Annotated in this window: 14 protein-coding genes; 8 read left to right on the forward strand and 6 right to left on the reverse strand. The window is 45.7% G+C overall.

All coding sequences use genetic code 11. From position 1 onward, the window contains the following. The first annotated feature begins 37 nt into the window (after positions 1-37). On the forward strand, positions 38-1,045 hold the full coding sequence (locus MSG36_RS05270; protein ID WP_248366593.1) for an adenosine deaminase: 1,008 nt from the start codon (positions 38-40) through the stop codon (positions 1,043-1,045). A gap of 67 nt (positions 1,046-1,112) precedes the next feature. Here MSG36_RS05270 and MSG36_RS05275 read toward each other — a convergent pair whose 3' ends face one another. Further along, positions 1,113-2,297, reverse strand: coding sequence for an NnrS family protein (locus MSG36_RS05275; RefSeq protein WP_248366595.1), 1,185 nt, complete (start codon positions 2,295-2,297; stop codon positions 1,113-1,115). Positions 2,298-2,585: 288 nt separating this feature from the next. Here MSG36_RS05275 and MSG36_RS05280 point away from each other — a divergent pair, with 288 nt between their 5' ends. Then, positions 2,586-3,140 (forward strand): gamma-glutamylcyclotransferase family protein, encoded by a 555-nt coding sequence (locus MSG36_RS05280; protein WP_017063327.1) that lies wholly within the window; start codon positions 2,586-2,588, stop codon positions 3,138-3,140. A gap of 46 nt (positions 3,141-3,186) precedes the next feature. Here the strand turns inward: MSG36_RS05280 and MSG36_RS05285 are convergent, their stop codons facing one another. Further along, positions 3,187-3,519: a tRNA-binding protein gene (locus tag MSG36_RS05285; RefSeq protein ID WP_017060796.1), complete on the reverse strand. Its 333-nt coding sequence runs from the start codon at positions 3,517-3,519 to the stop codon at positions 3,187-3,189. 197 nt (positions 3,520-3,716) lie between these two features. Between MSG36_RS05285 and MSG36_RS05290 the strand changes: the two genes are divergently transcribed. Next, a complete protein-coding gene (locus tag MSG36_RS05290) occupies positions 3,717-4,715 on the forward strand; it encodes a substrate-binding domain-containing protein (protein ID WP_048612259.1) in 999 nt (332 codons plus the stop codon). A gap of 218 nt (positions 4,716-4,933) precedes the next feature. Here the strand turns inward: MSG36_RS05290 and galM are convergent, their stop codons facing one another. From galM to galE, 4 genes are all read right to left on the reverse strand, one after another. Next, positions 4,934-6,013, reverse strand: coding sequence for a galactose-1-epimerase (gene galM / locus MSG36_RS05295; protein WP_248366597.1), 1,080 nt, complete (start codon positions 6,011-6,013; stop codon positions 4,934-4,936). Between the two features lie 111 nt (positions 6,014-6,124). Next, positions 6,125-7,285, reverse strand: coding sequence for a galactokinase (galK, locus tag MSG36_RS05300; RefSeq protein WP_248366599.1), 1,161 nt, complete (start codon positions 7,283-7,285; stop codon positions 6,125-6,127). 191 nt (positions 7,286-7,476) lie between these two features. Then, on the reverse strand, positions 7,477-8,532 hold the full coding sequence (locus MSG36_RS05305; RefSeq protein WP_016784956.1) for a UDP-glucose--hexose-1-phosphate uridylyltransferase: 1,056 nt from the start codon (positions 8,530-8,532) through the stop codon (positions 7,477-7,479). 193 nt (positions 8,533-8,725) lie between these two features. Next, positions 8,726-9,736 (reverse strand): UDP-glucose 4-epimerase GalE, encoded by a 1,011-nt coding sequence (gene galE, locus MSG36_RS05310; RefSeq protein ID WP_017070355.1) that lies wholly within the window; start codon positions 9,734-9,736, stop codon positions 8,726-8,728. A 393-nt stretch (positions 9,737-10,129) separates the two neighbouring features. Here galE and ebgR point away from each other — a divergent pair, with 393 nt between their 5' ends. The 5 genes from ebgR to MSG36_RS05335 all read left to right on the forward strand — a co-directional run bounded on the left by ebgR (position 10,130) and on the right by MSG36_RS05335 (position 18,643). Then, positions 10,130-11,113 (forward strand): transcriptional regulator EbgR, encoded by a 984-nt coding sequence (ebgR, locus tag MSG36_RS05315; protein ID WP_248366601.1) that lies wholly within the window; start codon positions 10,130-10,132, stop codon positions 11,111-11,113. 324 nt (positions 11,114-11,437) lie between these two features. Beyond that, positions 11,438-14,560, forward strand: a complete 3,123-nt coding sequence (gene ebgA, locus MSG36_RS05320) for a beta-galactosidase subunit alpha (RefSeq protein ID WP_248366603.1) — start codon at positions 11,438-11,440, stop codon at positions 14,558-14,560. A gap of 3 nt (positions 14,561-14,563) precedes the next feature. Continuing rightward, the gene (locus MSG36_RS05325; RefSeq protein WP_050644914.1) at positions 14,564-15,016 is read left to right on the forward strand and encodes a beta-galactosidase subunit beta; all 453 of its coding nucleotides are present in this window, start codon (positions 14,564-14,566) and stop codon (positions 15,014-15,016) included. A 198-nt stretch (positions 15,017-15,214) separates the two neighbouring features. Further along, on the forward strand, positions 15,215-16,639 hold the full coding sequence (locus MSG36_RS05330; protein ID WP_048605567.1) for an amino acid permease: 1,425 nt from the start codon (positions 15,215-15,217) through the stop codon (positions 16,637-16,639). Positions 16,640-17,209: 570 nt separating this feature from the next. Next, positions 17,210-18,643, forward strand: a complete 1,434-nt coding sequence (locus MSG36_RS05335; protein WP_050649663.1) for an amino acid permease — start codon at positions 17,210-17,212, stop codon at positions 18,641-18,643. Positions 18,644-18,898 lie beyond the last annotated feature (255 nt).

Genomic DNA, 18,898 nt, shown 5'->3' on the forward strand with positions numbered 1-18,898 from the left:
CTACTCCGCTCATAATTAAAATAGCTAAGGAGTTGCTATGGATAGCTTCATCAAAAATTTACCGAAAGTTGAGCTGCACTTACATATAGAAGGCACACTAGAGCCAGAGCTGATGTTCCAACTCGCCAAGCGTAATGCCGTGTCGATTCCCTTTGAGACCCCTGACCAAGTTCGAGACGCGTACCAGTTCCACAACCTTCAATCTTTTCTCGATATCTATTATCAAGGTGCTAACGTACTGATTCATGAACAAGATTTCTACGACCTGACGTGGGCTTATCTGTTGAAGTGCCAGCAAGATAATGTGGTTCATACTGAGATATTCTTCGACCCTCAAACTCATACTGAACGCGGCATTGCCTTTGAAGTCATCGTTGGTGGGATTACTCGAGCTTTGAATCAAGCAGAGCAAGAGCTTGGCATCAGCAGCCAACTGATCATGTGTTTTCTGCGTCACCTCGATGAAGACAGCGCTTTTGAAACACTCAAGCAAGCCCTTCCCTATAAAGATAAGATTATTGCCGTTGGGTTAGATTCATCAGAACAGGGCAATCCGCCAGAGAAGTTTAAACATGTATTCCAAGAAGCGATCAACCAAGGCTTCCTGACTGTCGCGCACGCCGGAGAAGAAGGCCCAGCACAAAATATTGTCGACGCACTGAGCTTGTTAGGCATAACCCGAATTGATCATGGCGTTCACTGTGTAGAAGATGAAGAGTTGATGGAAAAGCTAATAGCAAAACGTACACCACTGACGGTCTGCCCGCTATCGAATACCAAGCTCAAGGTGTTTGAGACCATGCAAGAGCACAACATCGTCGAGCTGCTGAGAAAAGGGCTGTGCGTCACCATCAATTCCGATGATCCGGCTTACTTCGGCGGCTATATGAATGATAACTTCCTCGCGGTCGCCAATGCTCATCCACTGACGAAAAACGAATTAGCGCAGTTTAGTATTAATGCCATCGAAGCCAGTTTTATCTCACCTCACGCCAAGGAAGATCTCATCACGCAGGTACGCCAATACCTTGCTGCGAATACTTAATAAGTTATCAAGATCAAAAAGGGAAGCTCTGAGCTTCCCTTTCAGTATGGTTCGATAACCCATTGGCTTAGCCCGGGTGACCATCCACTCTTGGCGTTAACAGCATCATACCGAACTTCCAGATAAACAGCCCGAACGCTAACGTCCATAAACCGGCGCTGATGTTGACCATCTCAAATAAATACGCCGGGAAGAATGTTACACCTAAACTACGAACGAGTGCCGCGATAAAAATAGCCGAGAACGCCAAAGCCATACTTGGCCCTTTGTAGATGGCACGACCGGTATGCCCCATCGTAACGCGCGTAATCATCGCCAGAATCAACCCACTCAGACCGCCAATCGCAAACAAGTGCAGCATGTTGTGGCTCGCGAACGGGTTGTCTAACAGACCACGTAACAGCAAGCTGAGAGGAATACATAGATAAGCCGCGTGCAGCGACCACACCAAAGGTTCAGACAGCGTTGTCCAAGGCTTCCAGCGGATAAAGCGCACCAACTGAGTCACACCTGCAAATACCATCAACTCATTGCCGACTTGAGCAAAGGTTAATGGGAAGAAGCTCAACACAAATAAACCAACCAAAGGTAGATTGGCTAACCATTCCAACCAAACCAAGGGCTGAGCTTTTTCAAACTCAAAACGACGCGCCGTAAAGAATGGGATAACTCGCCCACCCATCACTGATAACAGCAAGGTAAACCACCACAACATAGCCTGCCAAACTGCAGACGATGGAAATGGAGGCATTCCCTTAATGGTCGCATAACTAGCAAAGTTCGCCACGATAGCCAATATAAACAGCGGTACAAAGAACAGGTTCTTCCAGCCTTTCGACTTCACGACTCGGAAACCAATTTCGTAGGCGGCGAAGATTAAGAACAGCGCCTCAACCGACGAGATCAGCCATAACGGAGCGGGTGTCCAAAATAGAATACGAGGTGCGAGCCACAAACCGACTAGCGCAGCTAATCGATAGTGCTTGGTGCCGTTGACACCCGTCCACGTTTGTACCGCCGTTAACACAAAACCAACCACTATCGCCATTGAGAAACCAAACAGCATTTCATGTACGTGCCACCACAGTGCAGGAACTTTTAAAATCTCAGGCTGACCGTTTTGGAACATGATGACCCAAGCGACAATCGCAATCACGGCATAGAGACAGCCTAAAAAGAAGAAAGGTCGAAAGCCTAAACGCAGGTAGGCTGGAATCGCGTCTTCTACACTTTTATCTGTGATATTTAACAAACTCGCTCCTAATTCTCAGATAAGCGGCCAAGGTATTACCTAAACCAAATTTGGTGTGCATCAAATCCGATGCAATATGCAGATCACATTGCATGAAACGCGCCAATTAGATAAAACCAGTAAAAACAGTGACTCACGAGATTTACCAACCAATAAACAAGTCAAAAAAACACAATCGAAAGAGTCATAAAGACATATAGATGTATAAATAGAAACTTACTGACTTTTGGTATCTCGCCACATATAGTAAGACTAGACTTAAATGGAACAACTCAGACAAGGAATGCGATGTATATTTTTGGTTATGGCAGCTTAATCAACTCATCTTCACGCCAGCTTACCGGTCAGACAGGGCAAGCAATCCCTGCGATTGTTCATGGCTTAATTCGCCATTGGAGCAAGATCGATGACAGCTATGTGTTATCACCTTTGATCGTCAATCTCGGCGAGGGACAAGTGAATGGTGTGTTGCTTGAGGTGGATGATATTGCACTGGCTGAGTTTGATCGCCGTGAGCGTGGTTATCACCGAATCGAGTTAAAGGCCTCTCAGATAGAAAGCCAAGATGAGTTCAAACAGGATCAATCGATCTGGGTTTACATCAAAGACGAGATTGAAGCACCTTGCGAAAACAGCCCTATCGTTCAAACCTATGTCGATACGGTATTGGCAGGATGTTTAGAGGTGTCTGAAAGCTTTGCGGCGCACTTTGTTAAACACACACAAGGTTGGCATCACCCATTAGAAAATGATCGCCACCAGCCTAAATACGGCAACCTTGCTGGAGTTTCCGATCACCACCACAGTGTGATTGATGGCTTGATACTGACCGTGCGCAGCTAGTTGATTTAGGTTGGTGAACACATTGACTCACCAACCTAAAGTGAGCTTAAACGACACGAATACCTGCTGGCATCGCACGTTCAGGTGTTAGCAATACACTTTCAGATTCATCTTCCGTTTCTGCACATAACAACATGCACTCAGAAGTGTGGCCTCTCATCTTCGCCTTCGCTAGATTGCACAGAACTACAACCTGCTTACCCATCAACTCTTCTTCTGTGTAATAAGGGACTAGGCTAGTCACCGTTTGCAGCGTCTTGTCACCAACATCCACTTGCACGATGTACAGCTTGTCGGCGTTTTCATGACGCACAACCTCAATGATCTTACCCACACGCATTTCTAACTTAGCAAAGTCACCATAAGAGACAGTATCCATTTCTCACTTCCTATATTGATTTGTTTTTACCCATTAAATCATTTACTAAAATTAAGTAAAATGTAAATGTTTACACTAGCATTAAGCCTAATAATTACAAGCGGTAAAGATCTCATTACTGGAAGTAAAATGAGAGTTTCGTTGCCTTACTATCATTGTCGGTGTTAAATAGATGCAGCAATGTATAGAGGTTAAAAATGGCAACAATTAAAGATGTAGCAAAGGAAGCTGGTGTTTCTGTTGCAACCGTATCTCGAGTGATCAACAAGTCTCCCAAGGCGAGTGCAAGCTCGGTAGAGTCTGTAACTAAAGCGATGTCTAAACTCGGCTATCGCCCGAATGCCAATGCTCGAGCGCTGGTAAGCCAAAGCACAAACACTGTTGGTGTATTGGTCGGTGACATCTCCGATCCCTTTTTTGGCACGCTGGTTAAGGCTGTCGACAATGTCGCTCGTGAGAACGGAAAACATATCCTTGTCGGTAATGGCTCTCACGATCGTGAAGAAGAGAGACAAGCGATTGAATTGCTGATTAACAGCCGTTGTGACGCCCTGGTGATCCACTCGAAAGGCCTTACAGACGAAGAACTTATCGCCTATGCAAAAGAAGTCAAAGGCTTAGTGCTGATCAACCGTTATATTGCTGAGATTGCCAACCGTTGTATTTTCTTGGACAACAAGAAAGGCGCGTATCTTGCGACGGAATATCTGATCCGCCATGGCCATCAGAACATTGCCTGTATCGCCTCATCTCATAGCATTGAAGATGCCGATGAGCGTATCCAAGGTTACTTAGCGGCACTCTCAGATTACAAAATAGCGCTCTCTGACAGCTATATTGAATACTCAGCGCCCACTAGTGACGGTGGCGAATACGCCATGACTAACCTTCTGACTAAGTCACTGCCAATCACTGGCATTGTGGCGTACAACGATTACATGGCAGCTGGTGCTTTGTCTGTCCTTGATGAAAACGGTATTCAAGCGCCAGACAAAATGTCGATCATCGGCTTCGATGATGGCTTGATTGCCCGCTATGTTCATCCAAAGCTCACCACTATTCGCTACCCGATTCAGATGATGGCAGAGAAAGCGACACGACTCGCGCTGCACTTAGCCAAAGGTGAAAACACCTCCACTGAACCAATGATGTTCTCTCCAACTCTGGTACGCCGCAATTCGGTAGAGAAAGTCTAAGCTCTAGTCTAATCATCAAACAATAAACAAAAAAAAGCCCTAACAGAATCGCTTCTGTTAGGGCTTTCCTACCTTACTCAGATACTCAACAATCGCACTTAATAAACCGCACTCTTGTTGAGCGCCACTTTTGCTCATCCCCCAAGAACAACGCGATAATTCACGTCGTCCTATTCACAAGCAAAAGACATTGGCGTACCGCTTTGAGCTAGAGCGTACTAGTTTGAAGAATCCCCCGAAAATTCAAACTGGTAACAGGTACTGTAGTTATATTCTTGTTCAGGCTTGAGAATACAACTGTCCTGCTTCCACTCTGGGTGGTTAGGAGAGTCAGGTAAGAACTGGGTTTCTAGCGCCAAACCAGCGTAGTCTTCATAGCTGCCACCACTTCGGTTTGGTGTGCCACCAAGCCAGTTTCCGGTGTATAGCTGCATTGCAGGTTTGGTTGAAAATACTTTTAGTGTGACGAGCGCATCTGGTGAGGTTACGGTCGCGGCACATTGAGTGCGTTTGCAGCCATCAGCCAATAAGAAAGAGTGGTCGTAACCCTTTGCTGCTTTCTGCTGTTCATCGCCCAACAAACGCTCTGAGATCATCATAGGCTGATTGAAGTCAAAGCTGGTCGATTTCACCGATTTAAGATTACCTAACGGAATACCCACCGAATTGGTCGGTAAGAACTGATTGGCGTTGATGCTGACAATGTGTGACAAACAGTCGTGTCCAGCTTCAGCGCCAAGTAGATTGAAGTACGCATGATTCGTTAGGTTGACTACAGTCGGCTTGTCTGTGGTTGCAGAGTAATTAATGGACACTCGATTGTCTTCGGTGATGTCATAACGTACCGACACATTCAAATTCCCCGGGAATCCTTGGTCGCCATCAGCAGACTCTAGACTGAACACTACTGACGTTTCGGTTTGCTCGGCAATATTCCAACGGCGCTTATCAAATCCGTTCGGACCACCATGTAAGGTATTGCCCGCTTGGTTGGTTTCCAGCTTGTAATTCTGACCATCAATTTTGAAGCGACCATTAGCAATGCGGTTAGCATAACGGCCAACGGTTGTGCCCATATAGCTGGCTTGTTTATCGAAGTTCTCCATTGAGTTAACACCCAACAAAACTTCTCTTTTGTTTCCTTTTACTGGCAGGATACAGCTCAACCATGTTGCACCAATATCCATGAATGTCACTTGCATGCCATGCGTATTTGATAGCGTCACTAACTGAGCGGGTTGGCCATCATAGGCTGGAGTCTGCGTCATGGATTGATGCAGGTTTTGCTCTTGTGTCATTCTAAATTCCTTCTAGTGCCAGTAAAAAGCCTCTACCTGAAGTAAAGGCTTTAGCATTTGGCCTACCATGATCTTTTTACTTGGTAAGCTCTATATTAAGTCTCGAAGCCGTTAGATTACTTCAACTAAGCCTGCTCCGTCTTTCGCTTGGCACACATAAATAGATTCTTTTAGGCCCGTCGCCGCTTGATATTTCTGTTCAACGGTTGTTTTGATTTCATCAACCAATGCAGGTGGAACCAATGCCACAATACAACCACCGAAACCACCGCCAGTCATACGCACGCCACCTTGCTCACCGATCACTTCTTTGACCATATCAACCAGCGTATCGATTTCTTTCACCGTGATTTCAAAATCATCACGCATTGATGCATGCGATTCAGCCATGAGCTCACCCATACGCTTCATGTCGTGAGTACGCAGAGCTTGAGCCGCTTCAACGGTACGGTCATTTTCAGTGATCACGTGACGAGCACGTTTCGCGACCATTTCATCTAACTCAGACTCTTTCGCTTTGAATTGTTCAATAGTCACATCACGAAGTGCCGGAACACCAAAGATGCGCGCCGCTTCTTCACACTGTTCACGACGTGTGTTGTATTCGCTGTCGACCAAGCCGCGTTTCTTGTTTGAGTTGATGATAACCACAGCCATATCTTCTGGCATTGAAACCGCTTGAGTCTCTAGGCTACGACAATCCAAAAGCATCGCGTGGTTTGCGCGACCTTCTGCAGAGATCATTTGATCCATGATGCCACAGTTACAGCCAACGAATTCGTTTTCAGCTTGTTGGCCATTAAGCGCCACTTCGGCTTGGCTGATCTCTAGGTTGTAAAGCACCTTGAATGTTTGACCAATCACCACTTCCAGTGCCGCAGAAGAACTTAAACCTGCACCTTGAGGTACGTTACCCGTTACAGAGATGTCTGCACCTGTAAATTCAAAGCCGCGACCTTTTAAGCACTTCACCACACCACGAATGTAGTTAGCCCACATTTTGTCTTGTTGGAAGGTGATCTCTTGAGTTAGGTCGAACTCATCGACTGCATTGCCGTAGTCCACTGATACTACGCGTACAATGTTGTCGTCACGCCTAGCCGCTGCGACTACCGTTTGGTAGTTAATGGCACACGGTAGAACAAAACCATCGTTGTAGTCAGTGTGCTCGCCGATCAGGTTCACACGACCTGGTGCTTGGATAATATGAGTCGCTTGGTAACCAAGGACTTGCTCAAAAGATGCTTTCACGTTTTGGATTAGATCAGACATAAGTAAACTCTCTGGTTAAACTCTTTGTTCAATTGGTTATGGCCCCTTTACGGCACCACTTTAATTCTTTTAGATCCCCTATCTCGTTCGTCTCTCACGGTAGGGAATGACAACATCGGCTTCTCACCTGCCGTCATTCCAGAATCGAGAGACGAGATATCAGGAATCTCGCTCGTTATCTACGAAACAGGCTATTCCTGCTCTTTGTAGTGAACGTCACTCAAATCACGCAGACGCTGCGCCGCTTGTTCTGCGGTTAAATCACGCTGAGACTCAGCCAACATTTCGTAGCCGACCATGAATTTACGAACCGAAGCGCTGCGCAACAGTGGCGGGTAGAACAATGCATGCAGCTGCCAGTGATCGATATCCGTACCTTCTTCGAAGAACGGTGCATAGTGCCAGCCCATTGAGTAAGGGAATGAGCACTGGAATAAGTTGTCGTAACGACTGGTCAGCTTCTTAATCGCAAGCGCTAGATCATCACGTTGTTCATCAGTCAGTTCGCTCATACGGCGGATGTGTGTTTTTGGTAGCAACATGGTTTCAAATGGCCACGCCGCCCAATAAGGAACCACAGCAATCCAATGTTCAGTTTCAACCACAGTGCGAGAACCGTCTTTCATTTCAGCTTCAACGTAATCCACTAAAAGATTCGAACCTTGTTGTTCGAAGTACTCTTTTAACAGTTTCTCTTTGCGTTCAATTTCGTTGGGTAAAAAGCTGTTTGCCCAGATTTGACCGTGTGGGTGTGGCTGAGAACAGCCCATGGTCTCACCTTTGTTTTCAAACGCTTGAACCCATAGGTAGTCTTTACCTAGCTCTTCAATCTGTTCATTCCATGTGTCGATAACACCGCGAATCTTGTTTACTGGTAACTCTGGCAGCGTTTTGCTGTGGTCCGGAGAAAAACAGATCACGCGGCTCAACCCGCGAACACCTTGAGTCTTGAATAGAGGATTTTCAGACTCTGGAGCATCAGGTGAATCAGGCATCAACGCCGCGAAATCATTACTGAATACGTAAGTGCCGTCGTAATCTGGGTTTTCGTCACCCGAGATACGTGTATTGGTTGGGCACAAGAAACACTCTTTCTCATACGCAGGAAGCTGCGCAGTCGATGGTTTTTCATCTTGGCCACTCCAAGGACGTTTTGCTCGGTGCGGTGATACTAAGATCCACTGACCCGTTAATGGGTTATAACGACGATGCGGGTGGTCTACTGGGTTAAATTCAACTTTTGACATGTTTAGATTGCTCTCAAATTTTGTGTCTTGGTCAATTCACCAAGATGAATAATTCTTCTACAAGGAGATTCCCTATCACGCTCGTGCCTCGCTGTAGGGAATGACGTTCAGAAATCGTAGTTTTTAAATTCGTCATTCCAGAATCGAGGTACGAGATATCTGGAATCTCTTTTCTCAATAACCTAAAAGTTACTTAGTAACCTTGTGGATTATTCGACTGCCAATTCCACGTATCCGCCGTCATCTCCATCACGCTACGCGTCGCCTTCCAGCCAAGCTCGCGCTCTGCTTTTTCAGTGCTTGCCCAACATTCGGCAATGTCACCAGCACGGCGTGGACAAAGCTCATAAGGAACCGGTTTGCCCGATGCTTGTGCGAAGGCTTCAACCATCTCGAGTACACTTGAGCCTTTGCCCGTACCTAGGTTGTAAATGTGTAAGCCCGCTTTCTCACCAACCACTTTTAGTGCTGCGACGTGACCGTCCGCTAAATCCATTACATGAATATAGTCACGAACGCCTGTGCCATCGACTGTTGGGTAATCGTTTCCAAAAACAGCCAGTTTTTCACGGCGACCGACGGCTACTTGAGCAATAAACGGCATTAAATTATTTGGGATACCTTGTGGGTCTTCACCCATAGTGCCCGATGGGTGTGCGCCAACTGGATTGAAGTAACGCAGTAAAGTCACGCTCCAATCGTTCTCCGCGTTGAACAGATCGCTCAAGCACTCTTCCACCATATATTTGCTGCGACCATAAGGGTTGGTTGTCGCGCCAGTTGGTGAAGTTTCAGTAATAGGTACTACTTCTGGATCGCCGTAAACGGTAGCCGAAGAACTAAATACGATGCTTTTCACGCCCGCTTTCTTCATGCTTCGAGCTAACACCAATGATCCATTAACGTTGTTATCGTAGTACTCCAAAGGCTTAGCCACCGACTCCCCTACCGCTTTCAGGCCAGCAAAGTGAATCACCGCTTGGATATCGTTTTCTGAAAACACGCTATCTAGAAAAGATTGGTCACGAATGTCGCCAAGATAAAATGTTGGTCGCTTGCCAGTTAACGACTCGATTCGTTCCAGCACTAGCTCTTTGCTGTTGCAAAGGTTATCAACAATGATCGGCTCCATACCCGCCTGTATCATTTGAATGCATGTATGACTTCCGATGTAACCCATGCCGCCCGTAACCAGTACTTTCACAATCAACCTCTCTTTGTCGTCATTCGTGGGCTAACTCGAACTGACATTCAGCTCAGTAGCACCGTATGTCAGAAATAGTAGCAGCCATTTTGACTATAATTCTGTGATCAAAACCACGAAGTGTAAACGTTTACACTGACTTTCATCATTGGTACTGATCATGACATAGAGAGAACGTATAGCTGTTAACCTCTAATTCATTGAATTTTAATAAGATAATTATAGATAGTTAGATTTGAGACATCACAGATGAGTTGAGCATTTATTTTACTAAAAGTTAATGCAATGACGTCCAGTTTGATTACAATAGGTCTGTAGAATAAAGAGGTGCATTGCTTTTTTACTAAATACCAATTTCAAAGCAGCGCAATGTTCCAATAACAGGAAGTGAGTATGGCAACGTTAAAAGATATCGCGACTGAAGCGAATGTATCATTGGCTACAGTTTCAAGGGTTCTCAATGAAGATCCAACATTAAGCGTCAAGGAAGAGACCAAAAGGCGTATCTTTGAAATTGCAGAGAAGTTGGAATACAAAACCAGCAGCTCACGAAAAACCGTTAGCAGTAAAAAACAAAACCATCACTTCCTAGCACTGTATAACTACAAGCAAGAAGCTGAGGTTAACGACCCTTACTACCTATCGATTCGCCATGGAATTGAAACCCAATGTGAAAAGATGGAAGTTAAGCTAACCAACTGTTATGAAAGTAAAATACAGATAAATTCAGCGCCAATCACAGGTGTTTTGTTGGTGGGTAGAATGACACCAGAGGTTATCGAGCAAGCTAAGAAGCTGAGCGATAATATCTGTTATGTCGATTTTACCGATCACTCAGAACCTTATGACTCTGTCGATATCGACCTGACTTTGATCAGCAAAGAGATCACCAACTTCTTTGTCAACCAAGGCTATGAGCGTATCGGCTTTATTGGTGGTCAAGACGACGTCAACACCCCTGATATTCGTGAAGTCGCCTTTGCTGAATATGGTGGCCTCAAAAATGTTGTCAGTGAGCAAGACATCTACCGTGGTGACTTCTCTAGCTCATCAGGTTACAAGCTTGCAAAACATATGCTCGCGACGGGCGACTACCCTAAAGCCATGTTTATTGCGTCAGATTCCATCGCAATTGGCGTTTTACGAGCAGTTCATGAGCACGGATTAAACATTCCTGAAGATATTGCGCTGATCAGTGTAAACGACATCCCAACAGCTAAATTTACCTTCCCATCTTTATCGACTGTTCGTATTCACTCTGAACTAATGGGAATTCAAGGCGTTAACCTGCTGATTGAAAAAGTACGCGACGGCCGAACCATCCCATTACGCGTCTATGTACCAAGCAAACTTAAGCTGCGCGATACAACAAAATAATTAAATATATCAAGTAGATAAATAAAGGCTGCCTTTGTTGAAGGTGGCCTTTTTTGTGCCCGTCACATACATCAATCGACACATATCTCCCTCTTTAACCTACTGCATAAATCAGCCAATAGCATTCTTTTAAGTGGATCACACAGCACCGTAAAAAGACCATAAAAAACGTGATGAAGTTAAAGTAAAACGTTTTCACCAATTTCATTTAGTAAAACTTTTACTAATAATTACCTCAGTCCAAAAATACTCGTATTCACTACGACCCAATTACGCATAAGAACGTCGGTCAGCAAACTGCATTCAGGCCGAGAGAGAGGCAACGTGAACAACTGGGAAAACTTCCTGAACTTACATGAGAACCGTATGGCACCGCGTGCATACTTCTTCTCGTACGCATCAGAAAAAAATGCAAAAACGTTTCAGCGTGAACTGAGCAGCCACTTCCAACTATTGAGTGGCCAATGGAATTTCAGCTATTTCACCAATCCGCTATTGGTTCCTGAAGAGTTCTATTCTCAGGAAATGAGCGACTGGGGCAACATCACGGTTCCAAACATGTGGCAAATGGAAGGCCACGGCGATCTCCAATACACAGATGAAGGTTTCCCATTCCCAATTGATGTGCCTTTCGTACCATCAGACAACCCAACCGGCGCATACCAACGCTCTTTCTTCCTTGGCGAAAGCTGGGACGAGAAACAAACCATCATCAAATTTGATGGCGTTGAAACTTACTTCGAAGTTTACGTAAACGGCGAGTACGTGGGCTTCAGCAAAGGCAGCCGCCTAACCGCTGAGTTCGATATCTCTAACCAAGTAAAAGCAGGCAACAACCTACTTTCTATTCGTGTGATGCAGTGGGCCGATTCCACCTACATTGAAGACCAAGACATGTGGTGGACGGGCGGTATCTTCCGTGACGTTTACCTAGTTGGTAAAGAACAACTGCACGTTCAAGACGTTACCGTTCGCACCGATTTCGACGACGCTTACCAAAGCGCGACCCTGTCGTGCAAAGTGGAACTAGAAAACCTAGCAGCAGCGGCAAACGCAACCCTTGAGTACGCATTGCTTGATGGCAGCCAAGTTATCTCGCAAGGCTCTGTAGATAGCTTATCTGTCCCAACTGACGGCAATACGAGTACTCAATTCTCTATCGATGTGGTTAACCCAGTTCAATGGAACGCTGAGAACCCTTACCTGTACCAACTGCTGCTTACGCTGAAAGATGGTGACGGCAAGGTGTTGGAAGTGATTCCACAGCGCGTTGGTTTCCGTGACATTAAAGTTCGCGATGGTCTGTTCTACATCAACAACAAATACGTGATGCTGCACGGCGTGAACCGTCACGACAACGACCACCTGAAAGGTCGTGCTGTTGGGATGGATCGCGTAGAGAAAGACTTAGTGTTGATGAAGCAACACAACATCAACTCAGTACGCACTGCGCACTACCCGAACGACCCACGCTTCTACGAACTGTGTGATATCTACGGCCTGTTCGTGATGGGCGAAACCGATGTCGAAACACATGGCTTTGCGAACGTTGGCGACCTAAGCCGCATCACTAACGATGCAGCATGGGAAGCGGTGTTTGTTGAACGTATCGAACGTCATATCCACGCTCAAAAGAACCACCCTTCTATCATCATGTGGTCTCTAGGTAACGAGTCTGGTTACGGTTGCAACATCCGTTCTATGTACGATGCTGCAAAAGCAATTGATGACACGCGTCTGGTTCACTACGAAGAAGACCGTGATGCTGAAGTAGTCGATATAATTTCAACCATGTACTCACGCGCTCAACTGATGAATACCTTCGGTGAATTCCCACACGAAAAGCCACGCATCATCTGCGAATACGCACACGCAATGGGTAACGGCCCGGGTGGTTTAACTGAATACCAAAATGTGTTCTACAAGCATGACGCAATTCAAGGTCACTATGTTTGGGAATGGTGTGACCACGGCATTCTGGCGCGTGATGAAGCAGGCACAGAATTCTACAAATACGGCGGTGACTACGGTGACTATCCGAACAACTACAACTTCTGCATGGATGGCTTGATCTACCCAGACCAAACGCCAGGCCCTGGCTTGAAAGAGTACAAGCAAGTGATTGCCCCAGTGAAGCTTCGCGATTTCGATGCACAAACCGGCACCTTCACGGTAGACAACAAGCTTTGGTTCTCAAACATCGATGACTACACCATCACTGCGGAAATCCGCGCTGAAGGTGAAACCATTGCCGTGCAACACATCAAGGTTGAAGAGCTTGCTGAAAACTCTAGCCGTGAACTGACGCTTAACTTGCCAGAGTTTGATGAGCGTGAAGTGTTTGTAAACTTTACGGTTCGTAAGGATTCTCGTACTTCATACAGCGAAGCGAACCACGACATCGCGGTTTATCAGTTCCAAGTGAAAGAGAACACAGCACAACTTGAAGCCTTCACCAACAACAATGCGACAGCACTGAATGTTGAAGAATCTCGCTTAGCTTACCTAGTCAAAGGCCATAATTTTGCTCTGAACTTCTCGAAAGTGAACGGCAAACTGACGTCATGGTTAGTCAATGGCGAGGAACTGATTAAGTCTGAGCCTAAGCTGAACTTCTTCAAGCCAATGATCGATAACCATAAGCAAGAGCACGATGGTTACTGGGAACCTGCACACCTACAGATCATGCAGGAACACTTCCGTAGCATTGACCTTGAGTGCGTGAATGTCGAGCAGGTAAACGGCAAGGTAGAGATCACAACCACCAGCATCATTGCTCCACCAGTATTTGATTTCGGCATGCGTTGTGAATATCGCTACCAGATCAGTGCCGAAGGTCAGTTAAACGTTGAACTGAGCGGCGAACGCTACGGTGATTATCCACATGTGATTCCAGTTATTGGTTTCGACATGGGCATCAACGGCGACTTCGACCAAGTTCAATACTACGGCCGCGGCCCAGAAGAGAACTACCAAGACAGCAAGCAAGCCAACATGATTGATGTTTACCAATCAACCGTGGCTGACATGTTCGAGAACTACCCGTTCCCACAAAACAACGGCAACCGCCAACACGTTCGTTGGGCTGCGCTTTCAAGCCGTGCGGGTAATGGTATTGCAGTAAAACCACAGCAAGAAATCAACTTCAGCGCATGGTTCTACACCAACCAAAACCTGCATCAAGCACAGCACACGATTGAACTAGAGAAGAGTGGCTACATCACCCTAAACCTAGACCACCAAGTGATGGGCTTAGGCTCAAACTCTTGGGGCAGCGAAGTGTTGGATTCTTACCGCGTGTACATGGACGAGTTCCGCTATGGCTTAACTCTGATTCCATTCAAAGCAGGCGATTGCGACGCACAACACCTAATCAATCACAACTTTGGTGACGAGTTCTTCACGGCAAATACGCCAACAACTCAACCACAACAGAACGAGGCATAAGCGATGATCGTTTTAGACAACCTAGAGCAATTTAAAGTCGTTTACCGCGACGGTCGTAAATGGCAACGCTGTGTAGAGGCGATTGAAAACATCGGCAAAATCAAAGATGGCGTGATGTATTCCATTGGTGACTCACTGGCTTACATGATTGAAGACGGCGTGGCTCGTAACACAGAAAACTTCACCGGTAACCGCCGTTACTTTGATGTGCACTACTACTTGGAAGGTCGTGAAACGGTTGAGTTTGCAGATAAGTCTCAGCTTGAACAGACCCAAGCTTACAGCGATGAAACCGACCGTGAACACCTCATGGGTAACGGCGAGACTCGTGAGTTAGTTGAAGGCCAAGTGGCGATCTTTGATAACAGCAAAGCCTACCGATTCCACGGTGATAACCGAGTTCGCAAAGTGGTGCTGAAAGTGACCATTGAAGACGGCTATTTCCTTAATAAGTAAGTAACAGAAGCTAAATAAGTAACCGACATTAAGCTACCGAAGCCAAACAGCCGAAAGTAGCAACCACAAGATCTATTCACAGTGTGACTGAGGCTTGCCGTTCAAGACTCAGCCACACTGCAAACGCCTTTATGCTTCTTCCCTACAAGGAAGCTTAAAGATATAACGACTATAATTACGTGACCCTTGGAGGACACTATGTCTGAATCTGTACGCGGTAAGTTAGGCAAATTTGCCCTACTCTCCATGACATTTGCAGCGGTATTTAACGTTCGCAACATTGTAAACAACAACATCGAATTGGGATTGAGTTCTGCTCCTATCTTTTTGCTTGCGACCCTTATTTACTTCATTCCGTTCGTATTCATTATTGCTGAATTCGTATCAGCAAATAAAAATTCTGAGTCAGGCATGTATGACTGGCTTAAAAAACCACTAGGCTCAAAAGCAGCCTACCTAGGTTCGTTCCTATACTGGTTCGTAAACCTTTTCTGGTTTGTATCCCTGTTACCAAACGTAATCGCCTATGCGTCTTACGCGATGTTGGGCTATGAATACGCCTTCTCGCCAGTCGTTACATCAGCTATCTCGATTGCTCTATTTGCGGCAGCAACTCACATCTCAACTAAAGGCGCGAGCTGGCTAGGTAAAATTGCAGAGATCGTGGCATACGGTGTATTCGCTCTGTTTGCAATCTACGTTATCGGTGCCCTAATGGCATTGGGCGGCAACCATGAACCAGTAGAACCAATCACGCTTGAAGCAATGACTCCGACCATCAACTGGGCAACGCTAGGTATCATGTGTTGGATCTTCCAAGCAGCCGGTGGTGCAGAAACCGCAGCCGCTTACCTAAACGATGTTAAGGGCGGTCACAAGTCTTTCATCAAGGTTATCATTGGTGCAGGTATCGCAATCGGCGCAATGTACGCAGTGGGCTCTCTACTTGTTAACGTATTCGTTGCTCGTGATGAACTGACCTACGCTGGCGGCATGGTTGAAATCTTCACAGGTATGGCGAACTACTTCGACATTTCACAATCTCTAACGGGTCGCTTCGTCGGTATTATCCTATTCGTTGCTATGTTCGGTTCGATGATGATGTGGACAGCAGCCCCAGTAAAAATTCACTTTTCTGAAATTCCTAAAGGTGTTTACGGCGAGAAGACAACAGAGCTTAACGAACACGGCGTGCCAGTGCGTGCAGCTTGGTGGCAGTTCGCGTTTGTATTCGTGATGCTTGTGGTTAACGGCTTCGGCTCTGAATCAGTACAAGACATGATGAACACAGCAATCAACCTAACTGCTGGTACAGCAATGCTTCCGCCGATCTTCATCATGGTGGCGTACTTTGTATTCCGCTTGAAGCATGACGACACACCGCGTGATTTCCGCATGGGTACTCGAGTTCAAGGTATGGCTGTTGTATCTGTACTTATCGGCATCTTCGTTGTGAGTATGACGGCATCTGCATTCCCAACAGGTGTTGACCTAGTTCAAGCCTTCTTTATCAACGTATTCATGACAGCGGTATTCTCTGGTCTTGCTTGGTGGTGGATCTCTCGCTTTGAAAAAAAGCAGGCAGGTAAAGACGCAAAGCTAGAAACAGCTAAGCAATCGTAGCACTCTGCATTACCCCCAACTTTAAAAGCGCCTACCCGGCGCTTTTTTTGTTTTAAATCAGACAATTAAAAAAAATCTAAAAATAAAAACGGCATTCCGTCAAGGTTTCACTTCACGAAAAACACCAATTAATGGGTAATAAAACTCGAATAAAAACCAAGGTAAAACATTAACTAAATTTATTTACTCAAGGTCACATATTTGATCAATTTCGATTAACTTCCCGCCGCTTAATCTTTAATCTTCTTGCTGAAGAGACAAACTGATTCATATAAAAAAAGCGACAAAAAGCCCCTACAAGCCTTATAAATCGTCGCTCATGAAACCAGCAATCTCTTCAATGAACTTCTTAATCTTTAACTCTTTGTTTTGGTAATAACTTTACTGAAACACCAGAGAGAAAAAGCCCAAAGAAGTCCGATCGTAAATCTATAAAAACAACAATGAGCCAACCCTAACAAAACAAAGCGGGTGTTTGCCAAACCAACATAACAATAAAAGTGCGGCCTAGAGCTTCCCTCTCTAGGACCAAGTTATAACGATCATCAACGTGATTCACCGGAGAACATCATGTCCGAAAATAAACGCAGTACGATAGGCAAATTTGCCCTACTGTCTATGACCTTCGCGGCGGTATACAGCTTCAATAACATCATTAATAACAACATCGAGATCGGCCTTTCCTCAGCTCCGATGTTCTTTCTAGCAACCATCTTCTACTTTGTGCCATTTTGTTTGATCGTTGCAGAGTTTGTGTCACTGAATAAAGACTCTGAAGCGGGTGTTTACTCTTGGGTTAAAAGCTCTCTAGGCGGCCGCTGGGCGTTTATTTCAGCTTACACCTACTGGTTTGTTAACCTGTTCTTCTTCACCTCTCTGCTCCCTAGAATCATCGCTTACGCGTCGTATGCGTTCTTAGGTTTTGAGTACATATTCACGCCAATGACCACCGCAATTCTGAGTACCATTTTGTTTGCGGTCGCGACTCATATCTCGAATAACGGCGCGAAATTACTGGGCCCTATCACTTCACTAACATCCTCACTGATGCTGCTGCTAACGATGTCTTACATCTTGTTATCTGGCGGTGCTTTGGTAGGCGGTATCGAGCCAGCTGACCCAATCACCATCGAAGCCATGACACCAAGCTTCAACTGGGCATTCCTTGGCGTAATCACTTGGATCTTCATGGCGGCAGGTGGTGCAGAATCGGTTGCGGTTTACGTTAACGACATCAAAGGCGGTCACAAGTCTTTCGTTAAAGTCATCATCATCGCGGGTATCTTTATCGGTGCGCTTTACTCGGTAGGATCTGTGTTGGCGAACGTTTTCGTTGCTCGTGAAGAACTTAAATTTACAGGCGGCTCTGTTCAGGTATTTGAAGGGCTAGCAAGACACTTTGGCCTATCTGAAATCTTGATGAACCGTTTCGTTGGTGTGGTTTCATTCACGGCGATGCTGGGCTCTCTGCTGATGTGGACGGCAACACCCGTTAAGATTTTCTTCTCTGAAATCCCTAAAGGCATCTTCGGCGAGAAAACTGTCGCGCTTAACAAACAAGGCGTTCCAGAGCGCGCGGCATGGATTCAGTTCTTCATCGTGATTCCACTGATGTTCATCCCAACGTTGGCCTCTGACACAGTGCAAGACTTGATGAGCACCATCATTAACATGACTGCAGCCGCTTCTATGCTACCGCCACTGTTCATCATGATTGCTTACCTTCACCTGCGCGTAAAACTGGATCACCTTCCTCGTGATTTCCGCATGGGTTCCCGTACGGTCGGTATTACTGCAGTATCGATTCTTATCGCTATCTTTACGGTTGGCTTCTTCGCTTCTACCTTCCCAACAGGCGCAGACATCATGACCATCATCTTCTACAACGTGGGCGGTATCGTGATCTTCCTTGGCTACGCATGGTGGAAGTACGGTCAATACGAGAAAAGCTTATCTCCAGAAGAGAAAAAACTAGAAGCAAAGCCTGAACCGGCGAACGCTTAGCTTTACCCTACACTCTGATTGAAAGCTTAAGGCACTTACATTTAAACTTCAGGCACTCGCATTTGGTGAGTGCCTTTTCATTTGCCGGTACATTCCCACTCAACACCTAAATTTCACCAAAGCCTTCAAGAAAGAAGACATTCGAGCCAACAATCTAACCGCCTGTAAAGCAATTCACCAACTGAATAGCTATCACCCTAACCATGCCTCTACACATTCAACTTAAAGTCAAAATAAAAACAAAGTAAAAATTTA

The organism is Vibrio sp. 1CM8B, from assembly GCF_023161685.1.
Classification (GTDB): Bacteria; Pseudomonadota; Gammaproteobacteria; order Enterobacterales; family Vibrionaceae; genus Vibrio; species Vibrio coralliirubri.